The following is a 21,597-nucleotide window of genomic DNA, read 5'->3' as shown; positions in this document are numbered from 1 at the left end:
TCACCTAGCAAATAAATAATATCCGAGCACACCGCCTACAACGGCTGATAAACAAGCTATCATAACGGATTCCACAAGTTTTAAATCAGATACAATATAAGATACACTAGCCATCACAACGGCTACAAATGCTCCTACAAAAAATAAAATTGATACTTGATTGCGATTCATCTCTTCACCCCATCTTTCTCACTTTAGCACATTTAAACTTACAAAATATAGTGAGTTCGATTACAATATAAAAAGAGGACATTTACTTAAAGGATGCTGATACACCATGTTCAAAAACTTATTTATTGAATTTTTCAGCTGGATAAAGGCCATTATTCTGGCATTAGTCCTAGCTGTTTGCCTTAGCGTATTCGTTATTCAACCTTTTACGGTAGATGGTAGTTCGATGGAGCCTACTCTTCAAGGACTCGATCACTTTAATCCACAACAAGCAGGTGACCGAGTATTTGCCTTCAAAACGATGTATTTACTTGGACAAGAACCTGAAATAGGAGATATCGTCATCATTGATAGCCGCGTCGAGGATGAACGGACATTGGCCGATTCCTTTATCGAAAGTCCGATGATTGCTGCATTCATTGATGTCGAGGAACGATCTAGACATAACTGGGTAAAGCGAATTGTCGGAGAACCTGGTGATCGCATTGCCATTAATGGTGGTTCTGTTTATCGAAACGGGGTTAAATTGGACGAAGAGTACATTAAGGAATCGATTTATCTAGACTTCGAAGAAATCGAAATCCCTGAAGGTCATGTATTTGTAATGGGAGATAATCGTAATGGCAGCACAGATAGCCGTGATATCGGACCTGTTCCGATCGATCATGTGACCGGAAAGGTTGTTGCTCGCTTTTATCCCTTTCATCGAGCAGAGACTTTTTAGGCAAATGTGTAATAACCTACTTATTTTAGCTTTTACTGTATCTTATTGTTGAAATTTGTGAGACAATCGTTAAACAGCTCGTATAATAGCTGGATTAGTGAAAGGAGATGATTCACTTGTTCAAGCTTGTAAGAGACAAAGCAGGAGAGTTGGAGTCATTAAAAGATTCCAGTAGTCCCTATGACAAGATGTTCATAGAATTAGTAGAAGCGGAGTTATTCGCTCAAAAGCTTAATACCAACATAGACCTTAACCGACAATGGTCCGTAAAAGAATATAAAATATAAATAGAAGCTAAGTAGATGGATCTGTGGATCTCACCTACTTTTTTTCATCAAAAAACCGCCGGGTTAACAGCACCCGGCGGTTCCATTTATTTAATTTGATGTTGATTGAAAAATACTATTCGCTAATAGACGATAGCTATGTTCCGTATGCCCTCTAAAGGCTAGATCGTTGGCAAATAGTGTATAGGTAGTGTTCTCCACTTGAGTAGTAAAAGCCATCGTTTGACCCTTAGCTCCCTCATGTCCTGGCCACCATCCCGCTTGATAAAAATCATCCTCTTCACTAAATGAAGCAAGTACCTCTGCCTCTTCCGGAACGTCTGTAATCCATGTTCCAGTCGTTACATAAAGCAACTCTTCTGCCTCATAGCCTGCTGTTAATGGGTGGTCATTCACATCGGCCTTTACAAGACCTTCGTGATTCCCTCTCGTTTGAGCCGTTGTAAAATCAGTTAATAGGCCACTCTCTTCAACCACTCTTAAAGCACGACCTCCAATGCCAATAAATGATTTTCCTGCAATCTGTTCACTATTAAAATTGCTTCCATCACTTACAATGACATTGGCATCTCCAGCGTCCACTAGTTCAAACCCAAGCTGTCTCAGTGAGAAGTGTAACTGATCAGACCCTGTAGCAGCCACTTTTGGTTGAGTCAGGGATTGTGTTTCTACATTTGCTCCTTTACCTGCTGGATGAGATTCAACATAATATTGATTCGCATACGCACGCACGTCTTCAGTCTCTACAAGGTAATCACCTTTTACGATATTCCCTTTACTTTCAGTCGCCACTTCAACCGACTTGCCATCAGCTAGAACAGCGTTGACGAATTTCACCGTGTCATTTGTTGAGTTTTTAATTATTTGTTTTGGACCATTTCCTTTAATTGTACTTGTTGGAACGACAACCTCAGCTACCTCCGCTGTCTTCCCACTGAATAGTCCCTCTTCTCTTACTTCATCCATATCAAAGCCGCGTAATGCAGGGAAGTTTACGACCACTGGGTCATACATCGCATTCCAGTCTGATACGTTATCTCCACTATAAAGAACCGCGTTAGCTAATCCGCGTTTCGCTTGATTCATCGGTACAATATACGTGCCTTTAGGATACGTTGTCCCGTTTACTTGAACCTGACGAGTCGTCTCTTCAACCTTTACTCCATTGCGAAGTAAATACTCAGCCATTTTATGAGCTTCAAGAATGTTTTTCTGAGCCTTATCATCCGTTGGGATCACATAATAATCTGGGAAGAAACTATCGTCCCCATTTCGTACACGCCCAATTGACTCTCCGGCTGCGTTAACAAAGTACTCATCTACAGCACGGTTATCTTCTCCGTTTACACCACGCTTGAAAATCTCAAGTTGCTCTTTATACAACTCATCTTTATTTTCAGTTACGTATAAAGTGGATCCAAGTCCCACTCCTACCATGGCACGAAGTGAATCTTGACTCAATGTTGGAACCTCTACGGTATGTCCAAGAGATCCATGAAGCATGGCATACATCGCCGTATAAGCTGGTGTCATATCATCCCAGCCGTCCTCCCATTCAAGCTGCGCAATAAAATAAGAGGTTAAATCAGAACTTCCAACACCTGCTCTTCCCATCGCATGTGCTTGCTCTAACATATTATCAATCAGTAAGTCATACTCAAAATTTGGATTATGAGGCGGTGTACCAGGCTCAATTAAAAATCCATTAACATACCCGTGCATATCGACAAATGATAATGGTGTCCACTTTGAAATGAGTTCATTTACTTGCTGTGTTTCAACTTGCGTTTGATTGGCATTATCACGATTCAAATCAAATCCTTCAGCATTGGATCTTGTGTTCGCCACACGCCCATCAGGATTGTTGGTGAACATGTATAAAAAGATCGCATCATCAAGAACGCCATCCATATGTAACGTCACTGGAGACTCATTGTTGTTTTCATCTGTGTTTGTAAATGTAACCTCATCTTCTAATGCAAATTTCTTTAACAGTTCAACTTGTGCGTCCACCCCTTCCACTTCGTCAGGGTGAATATTATTAAACCAAATCGGAATCTGGTAATCTCCCATTGTGCCATTTTCTAGTTTCTCTAGTAACTGTGCTGGGTCTTCTAACGCTGTTGGCAATGTTTCATTTAAGTATTTATCCACTGCTGCCTCGTCTCTTGCAAGGATGACAAAATGAATGTCTCTCCCTTCAACAGACTCACCTACTTTTTGGTACTCAAGATAACGATCATTCTCACCGTCTGCTTCAACACTAGCAAACACTTCATCAATCGCCGGCTTTAATTCATCATAAAACAAAAATTCATCATACACATTTAACGTAACAGTCGTTGCAGCTTTCTCTCCACTTATCGGATCAACTAATGCAAATTCATAGTCTCCAATAAAGTCTTGGTACTGTGTACGAATCGTACGGTTAGAAAGGTTTGACGTATTATAAAGTAAGCCAAACTCTACAGTAGCCCCTACCTCTGTTGTACCATCCACATACGAAGGACCTTCAATGACGTTAATGAAAGGCTCACCCTCATAATTGCTTCCACCACTCCATTTCTTCCACTCAGAAAGACTCTTTCCACCAAACTGAATCTCAAGTTGCTCTAGGTCGACCTCTTCACCGAAATCCGCACTTATTTCGACTGTGCGTAATTCAGTCAAAGAAAAGAGTGACCTACTTACGTCTAATTCGATTACTTCACTAGCTTCTACAACCGTTTGTTCCGTTGCCGTAAGGGATGTAGGATAAACAAATGTTATCGCCATAACAAGTGCTAACCAGCCTATCATTACCTTTTTTATATTCATAGATTTACCCTACCTTTCACACCGTTTAATAGATTCTGAACTATTAAAATATAGCAGAACATTCCGGAATCCGTAATAACTTTAGTGACAAAAGGTACTTTTTAACTGCATTAATATACAAAAATAGGTATAATGAACGACATAGAATACTCTATTTCAACAATTAATTACAAGACTTTATTGTTTATCTGACTGCATAATATATGCACCTGTTTGTATAACGAAAAAAAGAGAGACCTTTCACAAGTCTCTCCATCTCCTATGATCGTTCCTTAATAACCCCTTCAAAAGCTGCTTGATAAATAATACGAATGTCTTCCTCACTAAGCAGAAGTGGGCTGCGGGCTAATAATCTCTTTTGCTTTGCCGCATCTCTCGTGAGGCCATCTAGTGCTGCTTCTGGTATGTTGAAGTCAGCTAGTTTAGAAGGGATGCCTACTTCGTCAATCAAATTCCTCAACGTTTCAACACATATATACGAAGCTTCTTCAGTGGATAAACTGAAAGCAGTCCCTCCTAATGCCTCTAAAATATCAACCATCCGCTTAGGACAGCTTCTACGAATATAGGCCAATACATAAGGCAGAAGCACCGCATTTGATTCCCCGTGTGAAAGATGAAATTGGCCGCCAAGTGGATAAGCCAAAGCATGAACGCCTGCAACACCCGCATTAAAAAAGGCAAGACCGGCTAAATAACTTCCATTGCTCATATCGATTCTCGCCTGTTTGTCTTCCCCGTTATGCACGGCCATTTGAAGAGAACGTCCGATTAAGCGAATGGCTTGTAGGGAAAGCCCATCTGTTACCGGACTTGCATGGACAGAAACATACGCTTCAATTGCATGGGTAAGAGCGTCAACTCCTGTTGCAGCAGTTACCTTCGGTGGCACTGAAATTGTCAGTTTCGGATCGACAATTGCCACATCAGCTAGTAAGTAATCATGTGAAATGACATCTTTAGTCGTTTCAAGCGAAAGGACCGAAATATTGGTTACTTCTGACCCTGTCCCAGATGTGGTCGGAATCAAGATTTTAGGCAATCCTCTCTTATCTATCTTCTTCGTTCCGGATAAATGTAAGTAGTCGGCCACTTCCCCCTCATGAACAGCTAAGACGGCAGCTAGCTTTGCCAAATCTAATGCACTCCCACCTCCTATCCCAATGACCATGTCAAATTGACCTTCTCTTGTAAATGAAACAAGCTTCTCACTCGTTTGTAACGGCGGCTCAGGTACTACCTCTGTATACAATGTAATCTCATAGCCTGATCCCTCAAGTGGTGAAGTCACTTGTTCAACGATACCCATTTTCACAAGGAGTGGATCTGTAACAACTAAAATTTTATTTGGTTGATAGTTTTGCACTTCTGGTACTAATTGCTCTAAAGACCCCCAACCTACATAGCTTAATGGAGTAAAAACCAATTTTGAAAAACTCATTGCACTCCCACCTTTCAATCTTTGTGTTTTTAAAAGTGGATTCTATCTAATCAGTTTAAACCTTTAGACTCACTCAATAAAAAGATTCTATTTAGTTACTATCAAACCCTCTTCATGCTTTAAAAAACGATAGAACCCTTTCTTACTTCTCACAAGAAAACGAATACGCTAACACAAATGTGTCAATTTCCAATAGAGGTGTTCCCCCAACTTCGCGACACCCCTCTGTAAGGCTCTGTACTTCTTTACTATGAAAATAGGATTGGGTGCCAAGGAGGAATACAGCGACAAGCACCGCCACATTAAGCACCAGTAACATGACTAGTAGATTCTTTTTCATCCAACCTCTCCTTCAATATGTAAAAGCTTACTTCTCTTCACACTTTTTATTTCGTAAGCTGAATGCAAAAAACAGTAAGGCAAGTAAGTTAATAGCTAACATGACGTAATCATAATTAGAGTCTGAACCGCCTTGGATCGCCATTATGTATCTAATACTGTTAAAGACGACTATAACCGAAAGTAAAATAGTAAGTTTTTTATTCAATTTGACCACCTTCTAATAATCTAGGATCTTTTGAGAAATAATAACATCTCTTTACTTATCATACCGAATGAAAAGTACGCTGTCATTGTAAAACCTATAGTATCCGATTATTGTTTGTATCAGTCCAATTTTGCACACTCTGTTGTTCATCATTCGGACTTCCAAACTTTTTATATTCAATTATGATTAGAGTAAGCAATTCAATTCAGTTACCTAATCTCTAACAGCTAGCTAGCATATACGGAAAAGGTGATGGATTTATATGGCATTAGATCAAAGAAGTACCCAATTACTGCAACTTCTTGTGCTAAAAGAGGCTCCCGTGTCTATTTTAGAGCTAAGCAAAAGTTTGCGTGTTTCAAGAAGAACAATTTATTACAATCTTGAAAAAGTAAATGATTGGCTAAAAGAAAATGAGCTTGATGAAGTTCAACATGTAAAATCTGTAGGTATTTTTATAACAAGCTCTGCAAAAGAAAAAATACCAAACTCTGTGAAGATTAATAAAGAAGTTCATTATTATTATACTGCAAATGAGCGGCAGAAATTAATTCTACTCATGCTTCTTACTAGTAGTGACCCTGTTTATTTAAAAGATTTTATGGCTGTAACACAAACTAGTCGAAATACTTGTCTAAATGATTTAAAAGCTATTAAGCAACAGTCAAAACCATTTCGACTAACCATCCATTTTGAGCGTAGTAAAGGATACTTTATTAATGGACCTGAATTTGAGCTTCGTAAATGGTTTGTTGATGCTTTTGAGTTTCAAAATGAAAATGAATTTTCCAAGAATTTGATATCAGTTTGGAAAAAAGCAAATCCAAGTTTATTAGAAACTGTTGAGCGTAATGCTGACTTATTAACAGTTATGCAGGTTACATTAAATGTTCAGCTAAACCCAGAGTCAACTGGCGAGCTCTTATGGCATATCGCTTTTATCTTACAGCGTATCAAGCAAGAGCAAAACATCTCAGTAGAGAGTGATGAAAAACTAGCATTACAGTCAAGCCCCGCTTATAAGGGAGCTGAATTACTAAGTAAGGAAATACTCAATTCCTATCAAATTCGTGTACCTGAAGAAGAAATTTTTTATTTCACGATTTTCTTGCTAAGTTTACGAAGTCAATCAGAAAGTCCTCTTGGCACTGTCAACGGACTCGAAGATGTTGTAAGAAAGATGGTCATTGATTTCCAGAGATATTCATGTATCGAGTTTGAGCATTACCGAGCAGTTGAAGAAAATTTACTAATTCATATCAGGCCAGCTTATTATCGCCTCAAGTATGGAATTTTAGCTAAAAACCCTTTAACTGCTTCAATTAAAGAAAAGTATGGTGATGTTTTTGAACTCACTAAAAAAGTCATCTCTCATCTCGAAACTTTTGTTGGCACAAAAATCAATGAGGATGAAATAGCCTACATCACGATGCACTTTGGTGGATGGATGAGAAAAGAAGGAAGTCAACCGGCGACAAGAAAACGCGCATTGATCGTATGTTCAAGTGGTATTGGAACGTCTCAAATTTTAAAAAGTCAGTTAGAAGCATTATTCTCAACGCTTGACTTTGAAGTCGTGACATCTTTAGACGAGACATTAAATAATGCTGAACTTATTTTTACAACCGTTTCCCTAAAAAAACAAACCTTACCTACATTTCATGTGAATGCGATTCTTAATGATGTGGAAAAAGAACGTCTTTTAACAAATGTAAATAGGTTGTTATACCAAAGAGAATCCTCTTCTAGAACAGAGCAGGTGAATCAACTGTTACAAGCAATTGAAAAGCACGCTCATATCCACAACGAAAAACAATTGCTAATCGAGATTGAACACATTCTTTCTAATAAGCATCTACAAATAAAGGAGCTTTACAAACCTATGCTAAACGAAATTATTGATCGCTCATCTATTCAAATCGTAGATAAAGTTAGTAGCTGGCAAGAGGCGGTAGAGGTTGCATCGTCTCCATTACTTGAAAACAACTCAATCAGTCAAAAGTATATTGACGCGATGATCGCAAACATTGATGAATTAGGACCTTATGTCATTATTGCACCACATGTCGCTATTCCGCACGCTAGACCCGAAGCAGGTGTTAGTAAATTAGGTATGAGCCTTCTTAAGCTGAATGAGCCAATCGCTTTTTCCGAAGAAGAAAGGCACCAAGCATCGCTACTTTTCGTATTAGCCGCTACAGATAATGAAACACATTTAAAAGCCCTATCTCAATTAACAACCCTATTATCTGATGAGGGAAATATCGAGAAGTTGCTTCATAGTGAAGATGTCATTGAAATTCAAAATTTAATAGATAGCTATTCAAATTAATTACAGGGGGGAATTACAAATGAAAATTTTAGTTGTATGTGGAAATGGATTAGGAAGTAGTTTTATCGTGGAAATGAATGTAAAGAAAGCTTTAGGTGAGTTAGGAATTGAAGCAGACGTTTCTCACACTGACCTAACTACTTCTAAAACGGAACCAGCAGATTACTATATTGGTTCTCAAGATATCATCTCAAACTTAGATGATGGCAATCGTAAGATTATTCCACTTATTAACTTGTTAAACCAGCAAGAATTGAAGGATGCACTACAAAAACACATCGTTACGGAGGGATAATAATGGCTGAATTAATCATGAATGACATCTTAGGAACTCCCGCCATACTAGTAGGGCTATTCGCCCTACTAGGCCTACTACTCCAAAAAAAGAATGCTGCTGATACTGTTTCTGGCACATTAAAAACCATTATGGGTTTTGTCATTCTTGGGGTAGGTGCAGGAGTGCTTATCTCCTCTCTTGACTTCTTTTCACAAATGTTTGAAACGGCTTTCAATATTAGAGGGGTTATTCCTAACAACGAAGCCGTTGTAGCTGTTGCTCAACAAGCTTTTGGTACCGAAACAGCCATGATTATGTTATTTGGTATGGTGGCAAATATTCTTATTGCTCGTCTTACCCCATTTAAATATATTTTCCTAACAGGACACCACACACTATTTATGGCTTGTATGATTGCCGTTATTTTAAGTACAGGTGGAATGAGTGGCGTACCTTTAGTCGTAACAGGATCGATTATTTTAGGCTCCTTAATGGTATTCTTCCCTGCGATCCTTCAACCATACATGAGACAAATAACAGGAAACGATGATATAGCACTAGGTCACTTCGGCTCTTTGGGTTACTTTGTATCAGGTACGATCGGGAAGTACTTTGGAAATAAAGAAAAAACAACTGAAGATATTAAAGTACCTAAATCACTTGGATTTTTAAGAGATACGTCCGTAGCTGTTTCCTTAACTATGGCCATTTTATTTATCATTGTTGCTTTATTCGCCGGAGCCAGTTACGTTGAAACTGAACTAAGTGAGGGAATGAACTTCATTATCTTCTCGCTCATGCAAGCCATTACATTCGCAGCCGGTGTATATGTTGTTCTTGCAGGGGTTCGTATGCTACTTGCTGAAATCGTTCCAGCATTTAAAGGAATTGCTGACAAAATTGTTCCAAATGCAAAACCTGCTTTGGATGCACCTATTGTCTTTCCATTTGCTCCAAATGCAGTGATTATCGGATTTCTCTTTAGTTTTATGGCAGGATTAGGAACGATGTTCATCTTACCTGTGTTCGGTCTGGCATTAATTGTTCCTGGGTTAGTACCTCATTTCTTTACAGGAGCAGCTGCCGGAGTATTTGGTAATGCGATGGGTGGTAGACGTGGCGCTATTTTGGGAGCGATCACCAATGGAATTCTGATTAGTTTCTTACCCGCTCTCCTTTTACCTGTCCTTGGTTCAATAGGGTTTGAGGGAACAACTTTTGGAGATTCCGATTTTGGTATTGTGGGTATTTTACTTGGATGGATTATGAGTCTGTTTAATTAAATACACGTGTTAAAAAGTAGAGATTCACCAAACAAACACAAGCATCAGTCACTCGACTGATGCTTGTTCTTTATTTATCCTGATGATAAGCAATTAATGTATTCTCCACATTCTTCAAATGCTCTAACATCTTTTCATTTGCTTTGTTTGCGTCTTGATTTTCGATCGCTTCAAAGATCGCTTCATGTTCGACTTGTAGACGGTCAAAGGTTGGCTTATCTGAAAACAAGCCAATTCGTCTGCTTTCATACATTGTTTTGCCTAATGTATCTGATAGCTGCTGCATCATATCCTTTAAGATACTATTGCCGGTTGCTCTTGCTAATGCGAGATGAAATTTCACATCTGCTTTCTCCCCGAGGTCTTCATTTCCAGCAGCCTGCTCCATTTCCACTAGAGCCGTCTTCATCTCTTGAAGATCTTCCTCGGTCCGGTATAAAGCAGCAAGGCTTGCCGCTCCGACTTCGATGATCTTTCGTACTTGAAACAGCTCAAGCATCTCTTGCTTTGAGATAATCCGCTCCACCGTCACTGGAGCGAACATATTAGAGAAATCATATTTATTAACAAAGGTCCCCTCGCCTTGGCGAATCGTGATCAATCCAACGGCGCGCAGTGCACTAAGTGCTTCTCTTACAGCAGAACGACTGACGTTAAATTCTTTTGCCAACTTTTCAACTGAATCAAGCTTTTCTCCAGGCTTCACTTCGCCTTCACGGATCATTTCTTCTAGCTGTTCACGAATTACTTCGGATACCTTTTTTGTTTGCACCTGTTTAAATGCCATTCCTTGCACCTCGTTCATTTCAGTTACCTTCATTATAGCATAAACGCAGGAAGGCCAGCAGTGGCATCGCACTACTAGCCTCCTTTTCACATATCGACGACCAAAATATAACAAGCTCGAATCGGACCATGGACGCCAACGACTAAGTTCATCTCAATATCGGCACTATTACTAGGACCAGAAATGAAATTAATGCAGGAAGGGATCCGGTTGCCGTCTTTAGACATCTTATGGATCGCCGTCGTTGCTTGAGTCATACGAGGAACGAGTGTACTCTTTGGAATGATCGCAATATAATACGTTGGAAGCAGACTGACCGAACGTCCTTTTCCTTGATCACTAATCAAGACAACCGTCCCGGATTCAGCTAATGTGTAATCGGCAAAGGTGATCCCAATATCAGCTTTCTCAGCGAGTTCCACCGATTGACTCTCACTACCTGTATCCCATACGTCAACTTCTTCCCTTGCTTGGAAATGACTCAATCCATACTCGCTAAATCTTGGGTCATCCCATGTAATAACAGAGGTCGCCTGAAACTCACCAAGCACTTCATCAATCACAGCTTCCAAACCGTCGCGCTTCGTTTCCTTAAAGTCTGTATGAATCGCTACACACTGCGTTTTCAAAACGGAGACGAGCTCATCAGGTGTATGATCTTTCATCACATCAAGCTGTGGCTTATAGCGATAATTCGGACGAACGACTCCTGTTGTTCGACGCTCTCTTCCTAACTTTTCAGCTACATTATTGAGAAATGTTTCGCGATGTTGAATCATGATGAGTCCCTCCCTTTTTGCTCTCACGTTGCTTAAACCAATCTCTGAATCTCTCTTTTTTACTCTCCGGAAAATCTCGGATATCGGTCCATGACTTCAATGGCCCTGGACCACTCTTGATCGAACCATCCTTGGTAAAAGGGGATAGCATCATTGGAGCTGTTCGTGTACTCATATTGAAAAGCGATGGTGAGCTCGCTACCATTCCAAACCCTTTCATAGCAAGCGTTTCAGATAAAGTCGTACGCTTTTCTTCCGCAATGTTTCGGCGATGCTTAACGAGTAATTCATGGAGTGGAATCTTAACCGGACACGCATCCGTACAGGCTGCACATAGAGTTGAGGCATATGGCAATTCTTTATGATCATCATATCCTTCAAGTAGCGGCGTTAACACTGCCCCAATCGGACCTGGATAAATGGATCCATACGAGTGGCCGCCAACATGACGATACACCGGGCATACATTAATACAAGCTGCACAACGAATGCAATGAAGTGCCGATTGAAACTCGGTGCCAAGGATTTTTGATCTACCATTATCCACAATAACGAGATGGAATTCTTCTGGACCATCTAGGTCGCCCTCTTCTTTTGCCCCTGTTAAACCTGTGATATAGCTTGTTAGCTTTTGACCAACGGCACTTCGGCAAAGCATACTCACCAAAATATCTAGCTCTTCCCAAGTCGGCACAACCCGCTCCATCCCCATCACGGTAATCTGTGTTTTGGGCAGAGTCGTTGCCAACCTTGCATTTCCTTCATTCGTTACGAGCGAAATGCTACCAGATTCAGCAACAGCGAAATTACAGCCAGTGACCCCGATATCGGCTTCTAGGAACTCCTTACGTAACTGCTCTCTTGCAAAAAGAGTGAGCTCTTCTGGCTTAGAGGAATTCGTGTAGCCCTTTTTTTGTTGAAAGGTTTCACGGATTTGTTCTCTATTTTTGTGTAGAGCAGGTGCCACAATATGTGAGGGAGGATCATGATCGTCAATCTGAAGAATGTATTCACCTAAATCTGACTCAATCACTTCACAACCTACACTCTCTAACGCTTGATTCATACTAATCTCTTCAGTGACCATTGATTTTGACTTAATCACTTTTTTCGCATTTTTCTTTTTTGCTACTTCCTTGATGTACGCATTGGCTTCCTCTGCTGTTTCTGCAAAGAAAACATATCCACCATTCTTGCTGACGTTTTCGCTTAATTGATGCAAATAATAATCAATATTTTCTAAAGTATGGGTACGAATCTCTTCTGATAGATTACGCCATTCTTCCCAATTACCAAGCTCATCTTCGGCTTTAGATTTAGCCATCTTCAGTCGTTCTTGAGCAGATGTGACTGCCTGCCTCATAAAGGTATCTTTCAACCCTTTTTCCACTCGGTTATCAAAATTCGGGTCCCCGATTTTCATTGGCATTGTCCACTCACCCCTTCATGACTTTCTCTTGGCTATTTAGCACTTGTGCGATATGCATCACTTTAACTGGTTTACCGTTACGCTCAATCCGTCCACCGATATTCATCAAGCACCCACAATCAGCACCAATTAGGACTTCAGCTTTTGTTTCCTCAATATGGCGTACTTTCTCATCTACCATCTGTTCAGAGATCGGAGACATTTTCACCGCAAATGTACCACCAAATCCGCAGCAAGCCTCACGATTTGGCAATGTCTCAAGATTAAGCCCCTCTACTTGATCTAATAGTTTAAAAGGCGCTTCCTTCTCTTTTAATAAGCGAGTCATATGACAAGAGGTGTGATAGGTCGCATTCGCATTCAAACTAGCATCAACCTTTTCTACTTTTAGGACATGTACGAGAAATTGTGTAAACTCATACGTCTTATTCGCTAAATCCTCAGCTCGTTTTTGCCACTCAGGTTCCTCTTCTAATAACTCACCGTACTCAAAAATCATTGATGCACAAGATCCCGATGGCATCACAACATAATCTGAATGAGCAAATGTCTCAATCATATGCTTTGCTACTTTTTTTGTATCCTTGTGGTAGCCGCTATTAAAAGCTGGCTGCCCACAACAGGTTTGTTTCTCTAGAAAATCAACTTCGCACCCTAATCTCTCTAATACTTCAACCGTGTCTTTCCCCACTCCTGGATAAAATACATCAGCTAAACACGTGATAAATAATGAAACCTTCATATCGATCAACCTCCGAACTTCTGTTGTTTCATATCCTCTATGTGCTTCTCTCTACGATTCTCTTTGATGATAATGAATATGATCGTGGTCAATACCATTGCCGCCATTAACGTACCGATATTGAGCCCAATTCCGTTAATGGCAATGTAACCGACCGCTCCGGCAAAGAAGACATAATAGAACGTCGGGATCAACATTTTACGAATCAATGTTCCTTCTTTTCCTACTAAGCCAGCTGTTGCAGACGCGGCAACAACATTATGAACACAGATCATATTTCCCGCTGCTCCACCGACCGCTTGTAGGGCGACAATGGTAGCAGGATTAATCCCAACATTTTCAGCTGTACCAAATTGAAACATCGCAAACATCATATTACTGATTGTGTTACTTCCTGCTACAAACGCTCCAAGTGCACCGATCGCTGGTGCAACAAGTGGCCAATTTTGACCCATTAGCTCCGATACCCCTTCAGCAAGCATAAGTGGCATACTTGTGTATCCTGTTGCGTTTACTCCTGAGTTGATAAACACTTGCACCATCGGAACGGCAAATAATAAAGCCGGAGCGGCACTAATGATCATCGTTGTTGAATTTTTAACGGCTGTTCCGTATGTGGATTGATTCATGCTGTATAAGAAATAACCCATAATAGACATTAATACCATAATAAATCCTGGTAAGAAAAACGGTGTACTCGCAATATCAATAGGTGTCCCGAATACGCCTTCAACTTTAATGCTTACCATCTTTAACCAATCCCCAAACGGAAGGGTATTCAAACGCGTGATCACAAGTAAAAATCCCATTAAAATATAAGGGAACCATGCTTTAAATGGACTAATCGTTGCTTTTGTTATACGAGTGGCGGATAACGTACCCGTCCATTCTGGATCCCATTTTGAAGAATGCTCAAAATCCCAGGTACGCTTTGGCATAAGGAATCCTTTTTTCGCGGCTGGAACAACAATGGCAAGACCAACCAATCCACCGAATAATGATGGGAACTCGGGCCCGAGGAAATTCGCTACTAATGCATACGGAATCGTAAATGCAAGCCCGGCAAATAATGCAAATTTCCACACTTCCATGCCTGCTTTAATTGATTTTTCTTTTCCAAAGAACAATGTAAGCATCGTTACCATAATCAGTGGGATAAACAATCCGACAACACCATGGAAAATCGCAATCTGACCACCAATCATTTTGATATACGCTTCAAATGTCATTCCAAGAGACGCAGCGGCATTCGTTACATTTTCTGAACCGGTTAAGCCCGATTGAACCCCTATCAGAATCGGCGTCCCTACAGCTCCATATGAAACCGGAGTTGATTGAATGATGAGTGCCACCATAACAGCACCCATAGCTGGAAATCCGATAGCTACAAGTAATGGCGCGAGCACCGCAGCTGGTGTCCCCCAGCCTGATGCTCCTTCAATAAAAGAGCCAAACAACCAACAAATAATAATGGCTTGAACACGTCGGTCTGGTGAAATATCAATAAACCCCTGACGAATCGTCTGAATTGCACCGCTTTCTTTCAACGTATTGAGCATGAGTACGGCACCAAAGACGATAAATAGCACCTCAAGTGCCGTCACCACGCCTTTTGTACTTGCGGCTGCAATTTGATTAGCCGGCACTTCCCAAACAAACAACGCGACAAGCACAGTTACAACAAAAGCAATTGGCATCGCACGCTTAGCTGGCCACCTGAAAATAACGAGAAACAATAAGACAGTCAAAATTGGAATAAGTGCAAACAATGATAATATACCTAATCCCATAAGCATTCCCTCCCCTTTATACCACAAAACGATCATAAGGTCATCTGATGACCTTATATGTAAGTGCTTTCAATATATATGAAATAGTATGAATTTTCAATAGTAGATTTTAAAAAGTGGGAATTATTTCTTGGGGAATGATCGTTGGCTGGGTGTGCCGACTCTTATTATTCATCTATTTGATGTACAGGCAAAATAATTGGGGGATTTGCTAGAATTATCGGGAGTTTTGTTGGAAGTACTTTTTTGTTAGCTTGCGTTAGTTTGAAAAAGCATAAACAAGGAAATTCTACATTGTACTTGTTCTATCTTGTAGCATGCCAATGTCTAATTTTCATCCACCAACCTGATGAATCATATTGAAACAATCGTATCTATCTTCTCAGTGCCACAAATTTCAAAGAGCTCCACCATTTTGATCAAAAGCATTTACCTGAAAAAGTAGAGGCTCTAACACAATTTACAAAATAAGCTTCACAAAGCACAACCTTGGTGGTTGTGCTTATTCTATTTATATTGCTACATCATTCGATATCGTCCAAGCATTTAAATGGAACACTACCGTATAAATGGTAATATATAGATAAAAGGAGGGGTTCGGTGAATTCTACTTTAGCTATGGTGCTACGTGTACTTTTAATTGTAACAAGCTTTATTATTGTTCCTCTTTCGTTATGGTTTGCAACTGGGTTTATTGGGGAGTACGGTGATGACGCTCCGATGTTTATTGCCCCTGGCTACTTAATTCCAGTTGTGTTATGGGCTGTCGGGTTCATCATTCATTTTTTCAAGAAGTATTTTCATGTAGGCTTACTCATGATGGGCGGTCCGCTGCTATTTTATATCGTGTTCTTTACAATGGCAGCGTTTTATTAAAGATTAGGAGGTTGCTATGGATATTCATCTCCTCTGGTTGTTCATTGCGATCGTTTTCCTTTTAAACATCTGTTGCTTCATTCTTTATTCTAAAGAGAAAATCAACCTGATTGTTTGGGGAGCCATGATTGCCATTTTAGCTCCTTTTCTAGGATTCGCAGCAGGGTATGTACAAAACGTAGTCAATCCTGGTGAAACAAAAACGTACGGTGCTGGATTTATCGGGGTCTTGATGCTGATGTTCGGATTAAGTATATGGATCGTTGGATTGTTAGTAAGATTCATTCAAGCTGTTTCAAGGCGTTTAAGATAACTTCATTAGACCGAGCGCGCTCATGCTCGGTCTAATCATTTTTCCCACCCCTTTACCCACTTCCCTACCCTTTCAAACCTATACAATGAATTTTTATACTCGCCTTACAATTTTCGTCACCTTTTTCTCTAACCTTCCTTTACAATATATTAGAATATGTTCACCTGAGAGGAGAAGAGATTTTATTGAGATGGCGACCTTTACTTATATCAGGCTTCAGCCTAGCTCTTTTAGCCGGCTGTAGTCAAATCACCTTTGTTAACGAGCGTGTTGCTGCTGATGAAAAATTAATTGTTCATAACCATGCGCAAAAGCAGGAGGACATAAGAGAGAAGCTTTTACCTATAAAACCATCCTACGCTGAAATTGATATCGAAAAAGAAATTCTTCCTACTCTAACATATGAAGTAAATGGAGAAGTAGATTTTGAAGCGACTTTATTTCCTGAAACCTATACAGACATTCCAGGGATTCTGACCTTTCGGGGCAATCACTCCCGCACGGCTCCTTCATACGGGAAGGTATCCCTTTCTTCTTACACTCTCGATACAGCATGGAGCTTTCGAACCGCTACTCACCGCAAATGGGGAGGCGGAGCTGGGTGGACGGGCCAACCAAGTATTGTGAAATGGAAATCAGATGTACGGGACATCATGAATATTCATGATCATTTTAAAGAGCAAGAAAATTTTACAGAAGTCATCTATGGATCTCTCGATGGCTCCGTTTATTTTGCTGAACTAAAGTCCGGCGAAGCCACTCGTCCACCTATAAAAGTTGGGGGGCCGATTAAAGGATCGGTTTCGATTGACCCCCGTGGCTATCCCTTGCTCTATGTAGGGCAAGGGATACCAGAGAGCGAGATTGGCTACCGGATTTTCAGCTTAATCGACGGCTCAGAACTTCATTTCATTAAAGGCGTTGACCCTTTTGCACACCGAGCCTGGGGTGCATTTGATGGCGCTGCCTTAATTAACCGGAAAAGTGATCAGTTGGTCCTTGGCGGTGAAAACGGTCTCTTTTATCATGCCAACCTCCATACAAAATTTAACGTTCAAGAAAAGACGATTTCCGTCGATCCAGATATAATGAAAGCTCGTTATAACGTGCAAGGAAATCACTATCAAGGTATTGAAAATTCGGTTGCCATCTATAAAAACATTGCTTATTTTGCTGATAATGGCGGCAGTGTTTTAGCGATTGATCTAGTCGAACATAAACCGCTATTCGCTCTAGAGCCAACGGATGATACCGATGCCACCATTGTTGTTGAGGCGGAAGACAACCATCCGTTTTTGTATACAGGGACGGAAGTGGACCAGCAAGGCTCCTTCGGTAACTGCTTGATTCGAAAAATAGATGGTCTATCAGGGGAGATCATTTGGAGTAAGGAATACCCGGCCTACTCCCTTTCAGCTGTAAATGGCGGCATGCTCGCAACACCGGTTGTCGGAAAAGAAGAAATTGAGCATCTAGTTATTTTCACCATTGCGCGCTATGAGACGTTACACGGCGGGTTGATGATTGCTTTGAATAAAAAAACAGGGGAAGAAGAATGGCGACTCACTATGGATCACTACGCCTGGTCCTCCCCTGTTGATGTCTATACAGAGGACGGGAAAGCAATGCTTATTCAAGCCGATTCAGCAGGAAATATGCACCTTACTGAAGGATCGACGGGAAAAGTGAAAGATGTTGTCAATCTTGGTTCAAATATCGAAGCCACCCCAGCTGTTTATGAAAACTATATCGTCGTGGCAAGTCGCGGCGGGTTGGTGTTTGGACTTGAATTGAAGTAGAGCAGCAATTTGATACAAACATAAAAAGGCGTGGCTACATCTACTCGATCGAGCACGCCTTTTTTAGCTAATAGTCTTCAGATAAAAATTGATTCTCCACACGTTCCATAAGGTCAATTCGATTATACGTTTGGTATAACATGCTGGATAAGCGGATCGGATCTCCAAAGAAATAACGCTCATACAATGTTTGTCTTGATCCAAATGCACTCATGCATGTATCCCAAGCAAGTCGAAACAGCTTCACCCGTTCTTTTGCACTCTTGGTGGTAGATTGTAAGTATAGATCAATATCTTCTCTTATTTCAGACTGAAAATCTCTTTCTGAGGGAATTGAGACTAACCCGCTCGCTCCTAAAAGTTGAAGGATTTCGGTAAGTCTTGGATATAAACGTGGGAAGGTATTAATGGCTGCGTATAATGGATTCAGGTCAGGCAGCATGTATCCATTCTCTTTTGTCGCACCGGCCTCAGAAGCAATTAAAAAAGCTTTCATCGTCTCAAGGGCTACGATTATCTCTGCAATTTTTTCTTGTACATGTTGGTAATTACCTGAGTTTATGGTATCAACCATCATTTGAGCAACACCGAGAATAAATTCTACTTTTATCACTTGGCGAGATACGACTTGGTGCAAGGCTAGTTTTGCAAAGGCTCCTTTTAGCGACAAGGTGTCTGTTACCTCGATGTTGTCATAATAAAATACTCGATCCCAAGGGACCAATACATGATCAAATACCACTAATGCATCACTCTCCTCAAACCGAGCACCTAAAGGCGAATCATAGGTTGAATCACTCTGACCAAACGGTTGACGACAAATAAACTTTAGCCCTGGTGAGTTACTCGGAATTGAAAATGAGTATGAATAGGACTTATCAATGATCCCTGCTATCGAATACACAATAATTTCATCCGTGATTCCACCTTGTGTAGCAAGAAGTTTAGCCCCTTTTATCACAATCCCTTCCTTGTTTCGATCTACAATCTTCGCTGCAATGAGCTCTTCAGAACCATCGAAAAGATGATAGGGTGAGCGATCGACTTGTGGGTTAATAAAAGTATGGGTAAACGACCAATCATTTTCACTTGCCTTTTCATAGAATGAGAGAACGTTTTCAGGAAAGCAATTTTCATTTTCTTCAAAAATTCGTTTGGAGGCAACGAGTGAGACTAAGACCGTATTCATATAATCAGGACTTCTTCCCATCATTCCCGCATTTGTTTTTGCCCACTCCTGAATCATCAAACGACGCTGTTTTAAATCCTCTTTAGTTGTTGGAAGTAAAAAAGATACACCCACTCGTTCTCCACTCTTTGTAGATTCATACGTCATCATCTTTTTTAAAGGTTCGTTGTGTTGCAGATCATATAATCTTGATTGGCTCTTGATAATTCCTTTAAATGCAGCATGTTCGGATATGTTGCCAGTTACTCTCTCACCTTCGATCCACACCTCACTATTTAATTGATTAATTCTCTTGATGTATTCCGACCCGTTGATAACACCCAATCACTTCACCTCACCACAAGATTTCTATTCTTGCGTACTTTCTAAAACTGCTCCTTTACTACATTATTACTGTTTTTATAAAGTATTCTTTAATAAGGCTTAAATACAATTTGTATGTAAAACCGTAGAAATATAAATCGTTCATACCAAAAAGAAAAGCTGACTCAAATTAAGCGTTCGTTTCCCGTTTTAGTCAGCTACGCCTCGTGTATTGTTTCATCACTCTTGATCATTCCTCATACCAACTAGGAATATCAGCCTTAAACTGATGATGATCTCTAATGACTTCCATCGAGCGACTTAACAACAGATCATATTGCTTTTGGCTCATTTTCAATCCCCACACAAGGGCAGATACAACATGCATCGCACTGTATAGCCCGTATAGTTTCCAAAAGGTTTCGTCGATCTCTTCATGCTGATGATAACCATCGATGTTTCCTCTTGTGAAAGGTACACTCACCTGTTTTGAAAAGAATCCTAACTTTTGCAAATCATGAATCGGGTCTCCCCAGTCCATCCGTTGAAAGTCAATAATGCCTGTAAATTGTTTATCGCAAATGAGTAGATTAGATGGATGAAAATCATCATGTTGAAACATATTAGGTCGACCTTGCATAAGAAATTCGTGATTATTTATATAGGATGCTAGCATTTCTTTTACTTTCTCATCCACATCAACAGCCTGTAATTCTTGCAAGTAGCGATCACTCTTTTTCTTTTTAATTTCATACCATGATGGATAATGAGCTGGGGCTCCTAGTTGATGGAGATTTCTCAACTCTCTTCCTGCTTTAAAGCCAGCTTCGTATTGCTCATCTTGAGTCAATTGAGCTAATGCCTCTTCTCCGTCTTCACCTGAAATATAAGATAGAACCATATAAGCTCTATCAATCTCCTCAAGCACATTAAACTCAATCGCTTTTGGTATATAAGAAGAATACGTGCTTAACTGATCAATCGTCTCAAACTCTTCTCTTCTTTTATCTAGATCCATGCTCGGGAAGACCCTTAGCAAATACGTCTCATTAATGACAAATTTCTCGTCACTAGAAAATCCTTTCTTAATAGGAATGATAGAAGTCGCTTGTTTTAAAAAAGTAATGCTTTCTTTCATAAATGAATTCATTCGGTCACATCCTGCTCTCTATTCTATTTCTTCTACATTTAACTTAAACGCATAACTCGCTGTACCTTCTGGCCAACGTCCGACGATTTCATAAATTGCGATTCCCTCTTGCTCTGTCAAATCGATCGTCTCATGGCTTTCTGAAGTATGTGTATCCTCATCCCACCTCTTAATATGATAGTCGATTGGTTGACGGTCAAAGTTCACTTCGACCTCTGTATCTGCCTGAACATTCCATGCTTCATAATCTACCATATACCTTGAAGGCACATCCGAATCTGCTTCTCTCCCTGTGATTGAGCCATCTTTGTTTTTGTAAGTCCAGCTGTAAGTTCCCTGAATTGCTTCATAAGTCTCATTATTAATCGTGATCGTTATTTCAGGAGGGGCTCTAAATACTTGTTCTTCCTCAGCTATCGTCGGTTGAACAATAACTCGATCAACTTGTAAGTAGCCGACCAGTCCGACAACGACAATAATGAAACAGACGACTAAAATAGGATGTATTTCCATTTGACCACCCGCCTTGATTTTAATAGGATAAAGACCCATTAATGCGCT

General features: G+C 40.3%; 20 protein-coding genes. 7 read left to right on the top strand and 13 right to left on the bottom strand.

Annotation, left to right across the window (positions count from 1 at the left end):
- Positions 1-171: a hypothetical protein gene (locus RYX56_RS01085; RefSeq protein ID WP_317120293.1), complete on the bottom strand. Its 171-nt coding sequence runs from the start codon at positions 169-171 to the stop codon at positions 1-3.
- Positions 172-277: 106 nt separating this feature from the next.
- On the opposite strand from RYX56_RS01085, the gene lepB reads away from it, so the two are divergent.
- Positions 278-895 (top strand): signal peptidase I, encoded by a 618-nt coding sequence (lepB, locus tag RYX56_RS01080; protein WP_317120292.1) that lies wholly within the window; start codon positions 278-280, stop codon positions 893-895.
- A 377-nt stretch (positions 896-1,272) separates the two neighbouring features.
- Here the strand turns inward: lepB and RYX56_RS01075 are convergent, their stop codons facing one another.
- From RYX56_RS01075 to RYX56_RS01060, 4 genes are all read right to left on the bottom strand, one after another.
- Positions 1,273-3,999 carry a M14 family metallopeptidase gene (locus tag RYX56_RS01075; protein WP_317120291.1) on the bottom strand — a complete coding sequence of 909 codons (2,727 nt, stop codon included), beginning with the start codon at positions 3,997-3,999 and terminating at the stop codon, positions 1,273-1,275.
- A gap of 259 nt (positions 4,000-4,258) precedes the next feature.
- Positions 4,259-5,440 (bottom strand): iron-containing alcohol dehydrogenase, encoded by a 1,182-nt coding sequence (locus RYX56_RS01070; protein ID WP_317120290.1) that lies wholly within the window; start codon positions 5,438-5,440, stop codon positions 4,259-4,261.
- Between the two features lie 142 nt (positions 5,441-5,582).
- Entirely contained in the window at positions 5,583-5,780 is a 198-nt protein-coding gene (locus RYX56_RS01065) for a hypothetical protein (protein WP_317120289.1), read from the bottom strand.
- A 27-nt stretch (positions 5,781-5,807) separates the two neighbouring features.
- Entirely contained in the window at positions 5,808-5,987 is a 180-nt protein-coding gene (locus tag RYX56_RS01060; RefSeq protein ID WP_317120288.1) for a hypothetical protein, read from the bottom strand.
- Positions 5,988-6,249: 262 nt separating this feature from the next.
- On the opposite strand from RYX56_RS01060, the gene RYX56_RS01055 reads away from it, so the two are divergent.
- From RYX56_RS01055 to ulaA, 3 genes are read left to right on the top strand one after another with little or no spacing between them, the layout of a single operon-like run.
- On the top strand, positions 6,250-8,319 hold the full coding sequence (locus tag RYX56_RS01055; protein ID WP_317120287.1) for a BglG family transcription antiterminator: 2,070 nt from the start codon (positions 6,250-6,252) through the stop codon (positions 8,317-8,319).
- Between the two features lie 19 nt (positions 8,320-8,338).
- Positions 8,339-8,614 (top strand): PTS sugar transporter subunit IIB, encoded by a 276-nt coding sequence (locus RYX56_RS01050; protein ID WP_317120286.1) that lies wholly within the window; start codon positions 8,339-8,341, stop codon positions 8,612-8,614.
- Between the two features lie 2 nt (positions 8,615-8,616).
- On the top strand, positions 8,617-9,879 hold the full coding sequence (gene ulaA, locus RYX56_RS01045; RefSeq protein ID WP_317120285.1) for a PTS ascorbate transporter subunit IIC: 1,263 nt from the start codon (positions 8,617-8,619) through the stop codon (positions 9,877-9,879).
- Between the two features lie 70 nt (positions 9,880-9,949).
- Here the strand turns inward: ulaA and RYX56_RS01040 are convergent, their stop codons facing one another.
- From RYX56_RS01040 to RYX56_RS01020, 5 genes are all read right to left on the bottom strand, one after another.
- Positions 9,950-10,684, bottom strand: a complete 735-nt coding sequence (locus tag RYX56_RS01040) for a FadR/GntR family transcriptional regulator (RefSeq protein WP_317120284.1) — start codon at positions 10,682-10,684, stop codon at positions 9,950-9,952.
- 68 nt (positions 10,685-10,752) lie between these two features.
- The gene (locus RYX56_RS01035) at positions 10,753-11,445 is read right to left on the bottom strand and encodes a LutC/YkgG family protein (protein ID WP_317120283.1); all 693 of its coding nucleotides are present in this window, start codon (positions 11,443-11,445) and stop codon (positions 10,753-10,755) included.
- Positions 11,414-12,874 carry a LutB/LldF family L-lactate oxidation iron-sulfur protein gene (locus tag RYX56_RS01030; protein WP_317120282.1) on the bottom strand — a complete coding sequence of 487 codons (1,461 nt, stop codon included), beginning with the start codon at positions 12,872-12,874 and terminating at the stop codon, positions 11,414-11,416. The genes RYX56_RS01035 and RYX56_RS01030 overlap by 32 nt, the downstream gene beginning before the upstream one ends.
- Before the next feature lie 7 nt (positions 12,875-12,881).
- Positions 12,882-13,616, bottom strand: coding sequence for a (Fe-S)-binding protein (locus tag RYX56_RS01025; protein ID WP_317120281.1), 735 nt, complete (start codon positions 13,614-13,616; stop codon positions 12,882-12,884).
- 5 nt (positions 13,617-13,621) lie between these two features.
- Positions 13,622-15,406 (bottom strand): L-lactate permease, encoded by a 1,785-nt coding sequence (locus RYX56_RS01020; RefSeq protein WP_317120280.1) that lies wholly within the window; start codon positions 15,404-15,406, stop codon positions 13,622-13,624.
- 600 nt (positions 15,407-16,006) lie between these two features.
- Here RYX56_RS01020 and RYX56_RS01015 point away from each other — a divergent pair.
- The 3 genes from RYX56_RS01015 to RYX56_RS01005 all read left to right on the top strand — a co-directional run bounded on the left by RYX56_RS01015 (position 16,007) and on the right by RYX56_RS01005 (position 18,394).
- Complete coding sequence (locus RYX56_RS01015; protein ID WP_317120279.1) at positions 16,007-16,282, top strand: hypothetical protein; 276 nt, start codon at positions 16,007-16,009, stop codon at positions 16,280-16,282.
- 16 nt (positions 16,283-16,298) lie between these two features.
- Positions 16,299-16,595 (top strand): hypothetical protein, encoded by a 297-nt coding sequence (locus RYX56_RS01010; RefSeq protein ID WP_317120278.1) that lies wholly within the window; start codon positions 16,299-16,301, stop codon positions 16,593-16,595.
- 185 nt (positions 16,596-16,780) lie between these two features.
- Positions 16,781-18,394 carry a hypothetical protein gene (locus tag RYX56_RS01005; RefSeq protein WP_317120277.1) on the top strand — a complete coding sequence of 538 codons (1,614 nt, stop codon included), beginning with the start codon at positions 16,781-16,783 and terminating at the stop codon, positions 18,392-18,394.
- Positions 18,395-18,461: 67 nt separating this feature from the next.
- Here RYX56_RS01005 and hpaB read toward each other — a convergent pair whose 3' ends face one another.
- From hpaB to RYX56_RS00990, 3 genes are all read right to left on the bottom strand, one after another.
- Positions 18,462-19,907 carry a 4-hydroxyphenylacetate 3-monooxygenase, oxygenase component gene (gene hpaB, locus RYX56_RS01000; protein ID WP_317120276.1) on the bottom strand — a complete coding sequence of 482 codons (1,446 nt, stop codon included), beginning with the start codon at positions 19,905-19,907 and terminating at the stop codon, positions 18,462-18,464.
- Between the two features lie 229 nt (positions 19,908-20,136).
- The gene (locus tag RYX56_RS00995; protein ID WP_317120275.1) at positions 20,137-21,036 is read right to left on the bottom strand and encodes a phosphotransferase; all 900 of its coding nucleotides are present in this window, start codon (positions 21,034-21,036) and stop codon (positions 20,137-20,139) included.
- A gap of 18 nt (positions 21,037-21,054) precedes the next feature.
- Positions 21,055-21,549: a hypothetical protein gene (locus RYX56_RS00990; protein ID WP_317120274.1), complete on the bottom strand. Its 495-nt coding sequence runs from the start codon at positions 21,547-21,549 to the stop codon at positions 21,055-21,057.
- Positions 21,550-21,597: the final 48 nt, after the last annotated feature.

Source organism: Alkalihalophilus lindianensis, from assembly GCF_032843265.1.
GTDB classification, from domain to species: domain Bacteria; phylum Bacillota; class Bacilli; order Bacillales; family Bacillaceae_D; genus Alkalihalophilus; species Alkalihalophilus lindianensis.
The sequence above is the reverse complement of the archived record's forward strand: the minus strand, read 5'-3'. Positions and strand labels throughout refer to the sequence as shown.

What these genes read in the sequence shown, in the direction of transcription:
- RYX56_RS01085 (WP_317120293.1), bottom strand. Translation starts at nt 171, where the DNA reads ATGAATCGCAATCAAGTATCAATTTTATTTTTTGTAGGAGCATTTGTA.
- lepB (WP_317120292.1), top strand. Translation starts at nt 278, where the DNA reads ATGTTCAAAAACTTATTTATTGAATTTTTCAGCTGGATAAAGGCCATT.
- RYX56_RS01075 (WP_317120291.1), bottom strand. Translation starts at nt 3,999, where the DNA reads ATGAATATAAAAAAGGTAATGATAGGCTGGTTAGCACTTGTTATGGCG.
- RYX56_RS01070 (WP_317120290.1), bottom strand. Translation starts at nt 5,440, where the DNA reads ATGAGTTTTTCAAAATTGGTTTTTACTCCATTAAGCTATGTAGGTTGG.
- RYX56_RS01065 (WP_317120289.1), bottom strand. Translation starts at nt 5,780, where the DNA reads ATGAAAAAGAATCTACTAGTCATGTTACTGGTGCTTAATGTGGCGGTG.
- RYX56_RS01055 (WP_317120287.1), top strand. Translation starts at nt 6,250, where the DNA reads ATGGCATTAGATCAAAGAAGTACCCAATTACTGCAACTTCTTGTGCTA.
- RYX56_RS01050 (WP_317120286.1), top strand. Translation starts at nt 8,339, where the DNA reads ATGAAAATTTTAGTTGTATGTGGAAATGGATTAGGAAGTAGTTTTATC.
- ulaA (WP_317120285.1), top strand. Translation starts at nt 8,617, where the DNA reads ATGGCTGAATTAATCATGAATGACATCTTAGGAACTCCCGCCATACTA.
- RYX56_RS01040 (WP_317120284.1), bottom strand. Translation starts at nt 10,684, where the DNA reads ATGAACGAGGTGCAAGGAATGGCATTTAAACAGGTGCAAACAAAAAAG.
- RYX56_RS01035 (WP_317120283.1), bottom strand. Translation starts at nt 11,445, where the DNA reads ATGATTCAACATCGCGAAACATTTCTCAATAATGTAGCTGAAAAGTTA.
- RYX56_RS01030 (WP_317120282.1), bottom strand. Translation starts at nt 12,874, where the DNA reads ATGCCAATGAAAATCGGGGACCCGAATTTTGATAACCGAGTGGAAAAA.
- RYX56_RS01025 (WP_317120281.1), bottom strand. Translation starts at nt 13,616, where the DNA reads ATGAAGGTTTCATTATTTATCACGTGTTTAGCTGATGTATTTTATCCA.
- RYX56_RS01020 (WP_317120280.1), bottom strand. Translation starts at nt 15,406, where the DNA reads ATGGGATTAGGTATATTATCATTGTTTGCACTTATTCCAATTTTGACT.
- RYX56_RS01010 (WP_317120278.1), top strand. Translation starts at nt 16,299, where the DNA reads ATGGATATTCATCTCCTCTGGTTGTTCATTGCGATCGTTTTCCTTTTA.
- RYX56_RS00995 (WP_317120275.1), bottom strand. Translation starts at nt 21,036, where the DNA reads ATGAATTCATTTATGAAAGAAAGCATTACTTTTTTAAAACAAGCGACT.
- RYX56_RS00990 (WP_317120274.1), bottom strand. Translation starts at nt 21,549, where the DNA reads ATGGAAATACATCCTATTTTAGTCGTCTGTTTCATTATTGTCGTTGTC.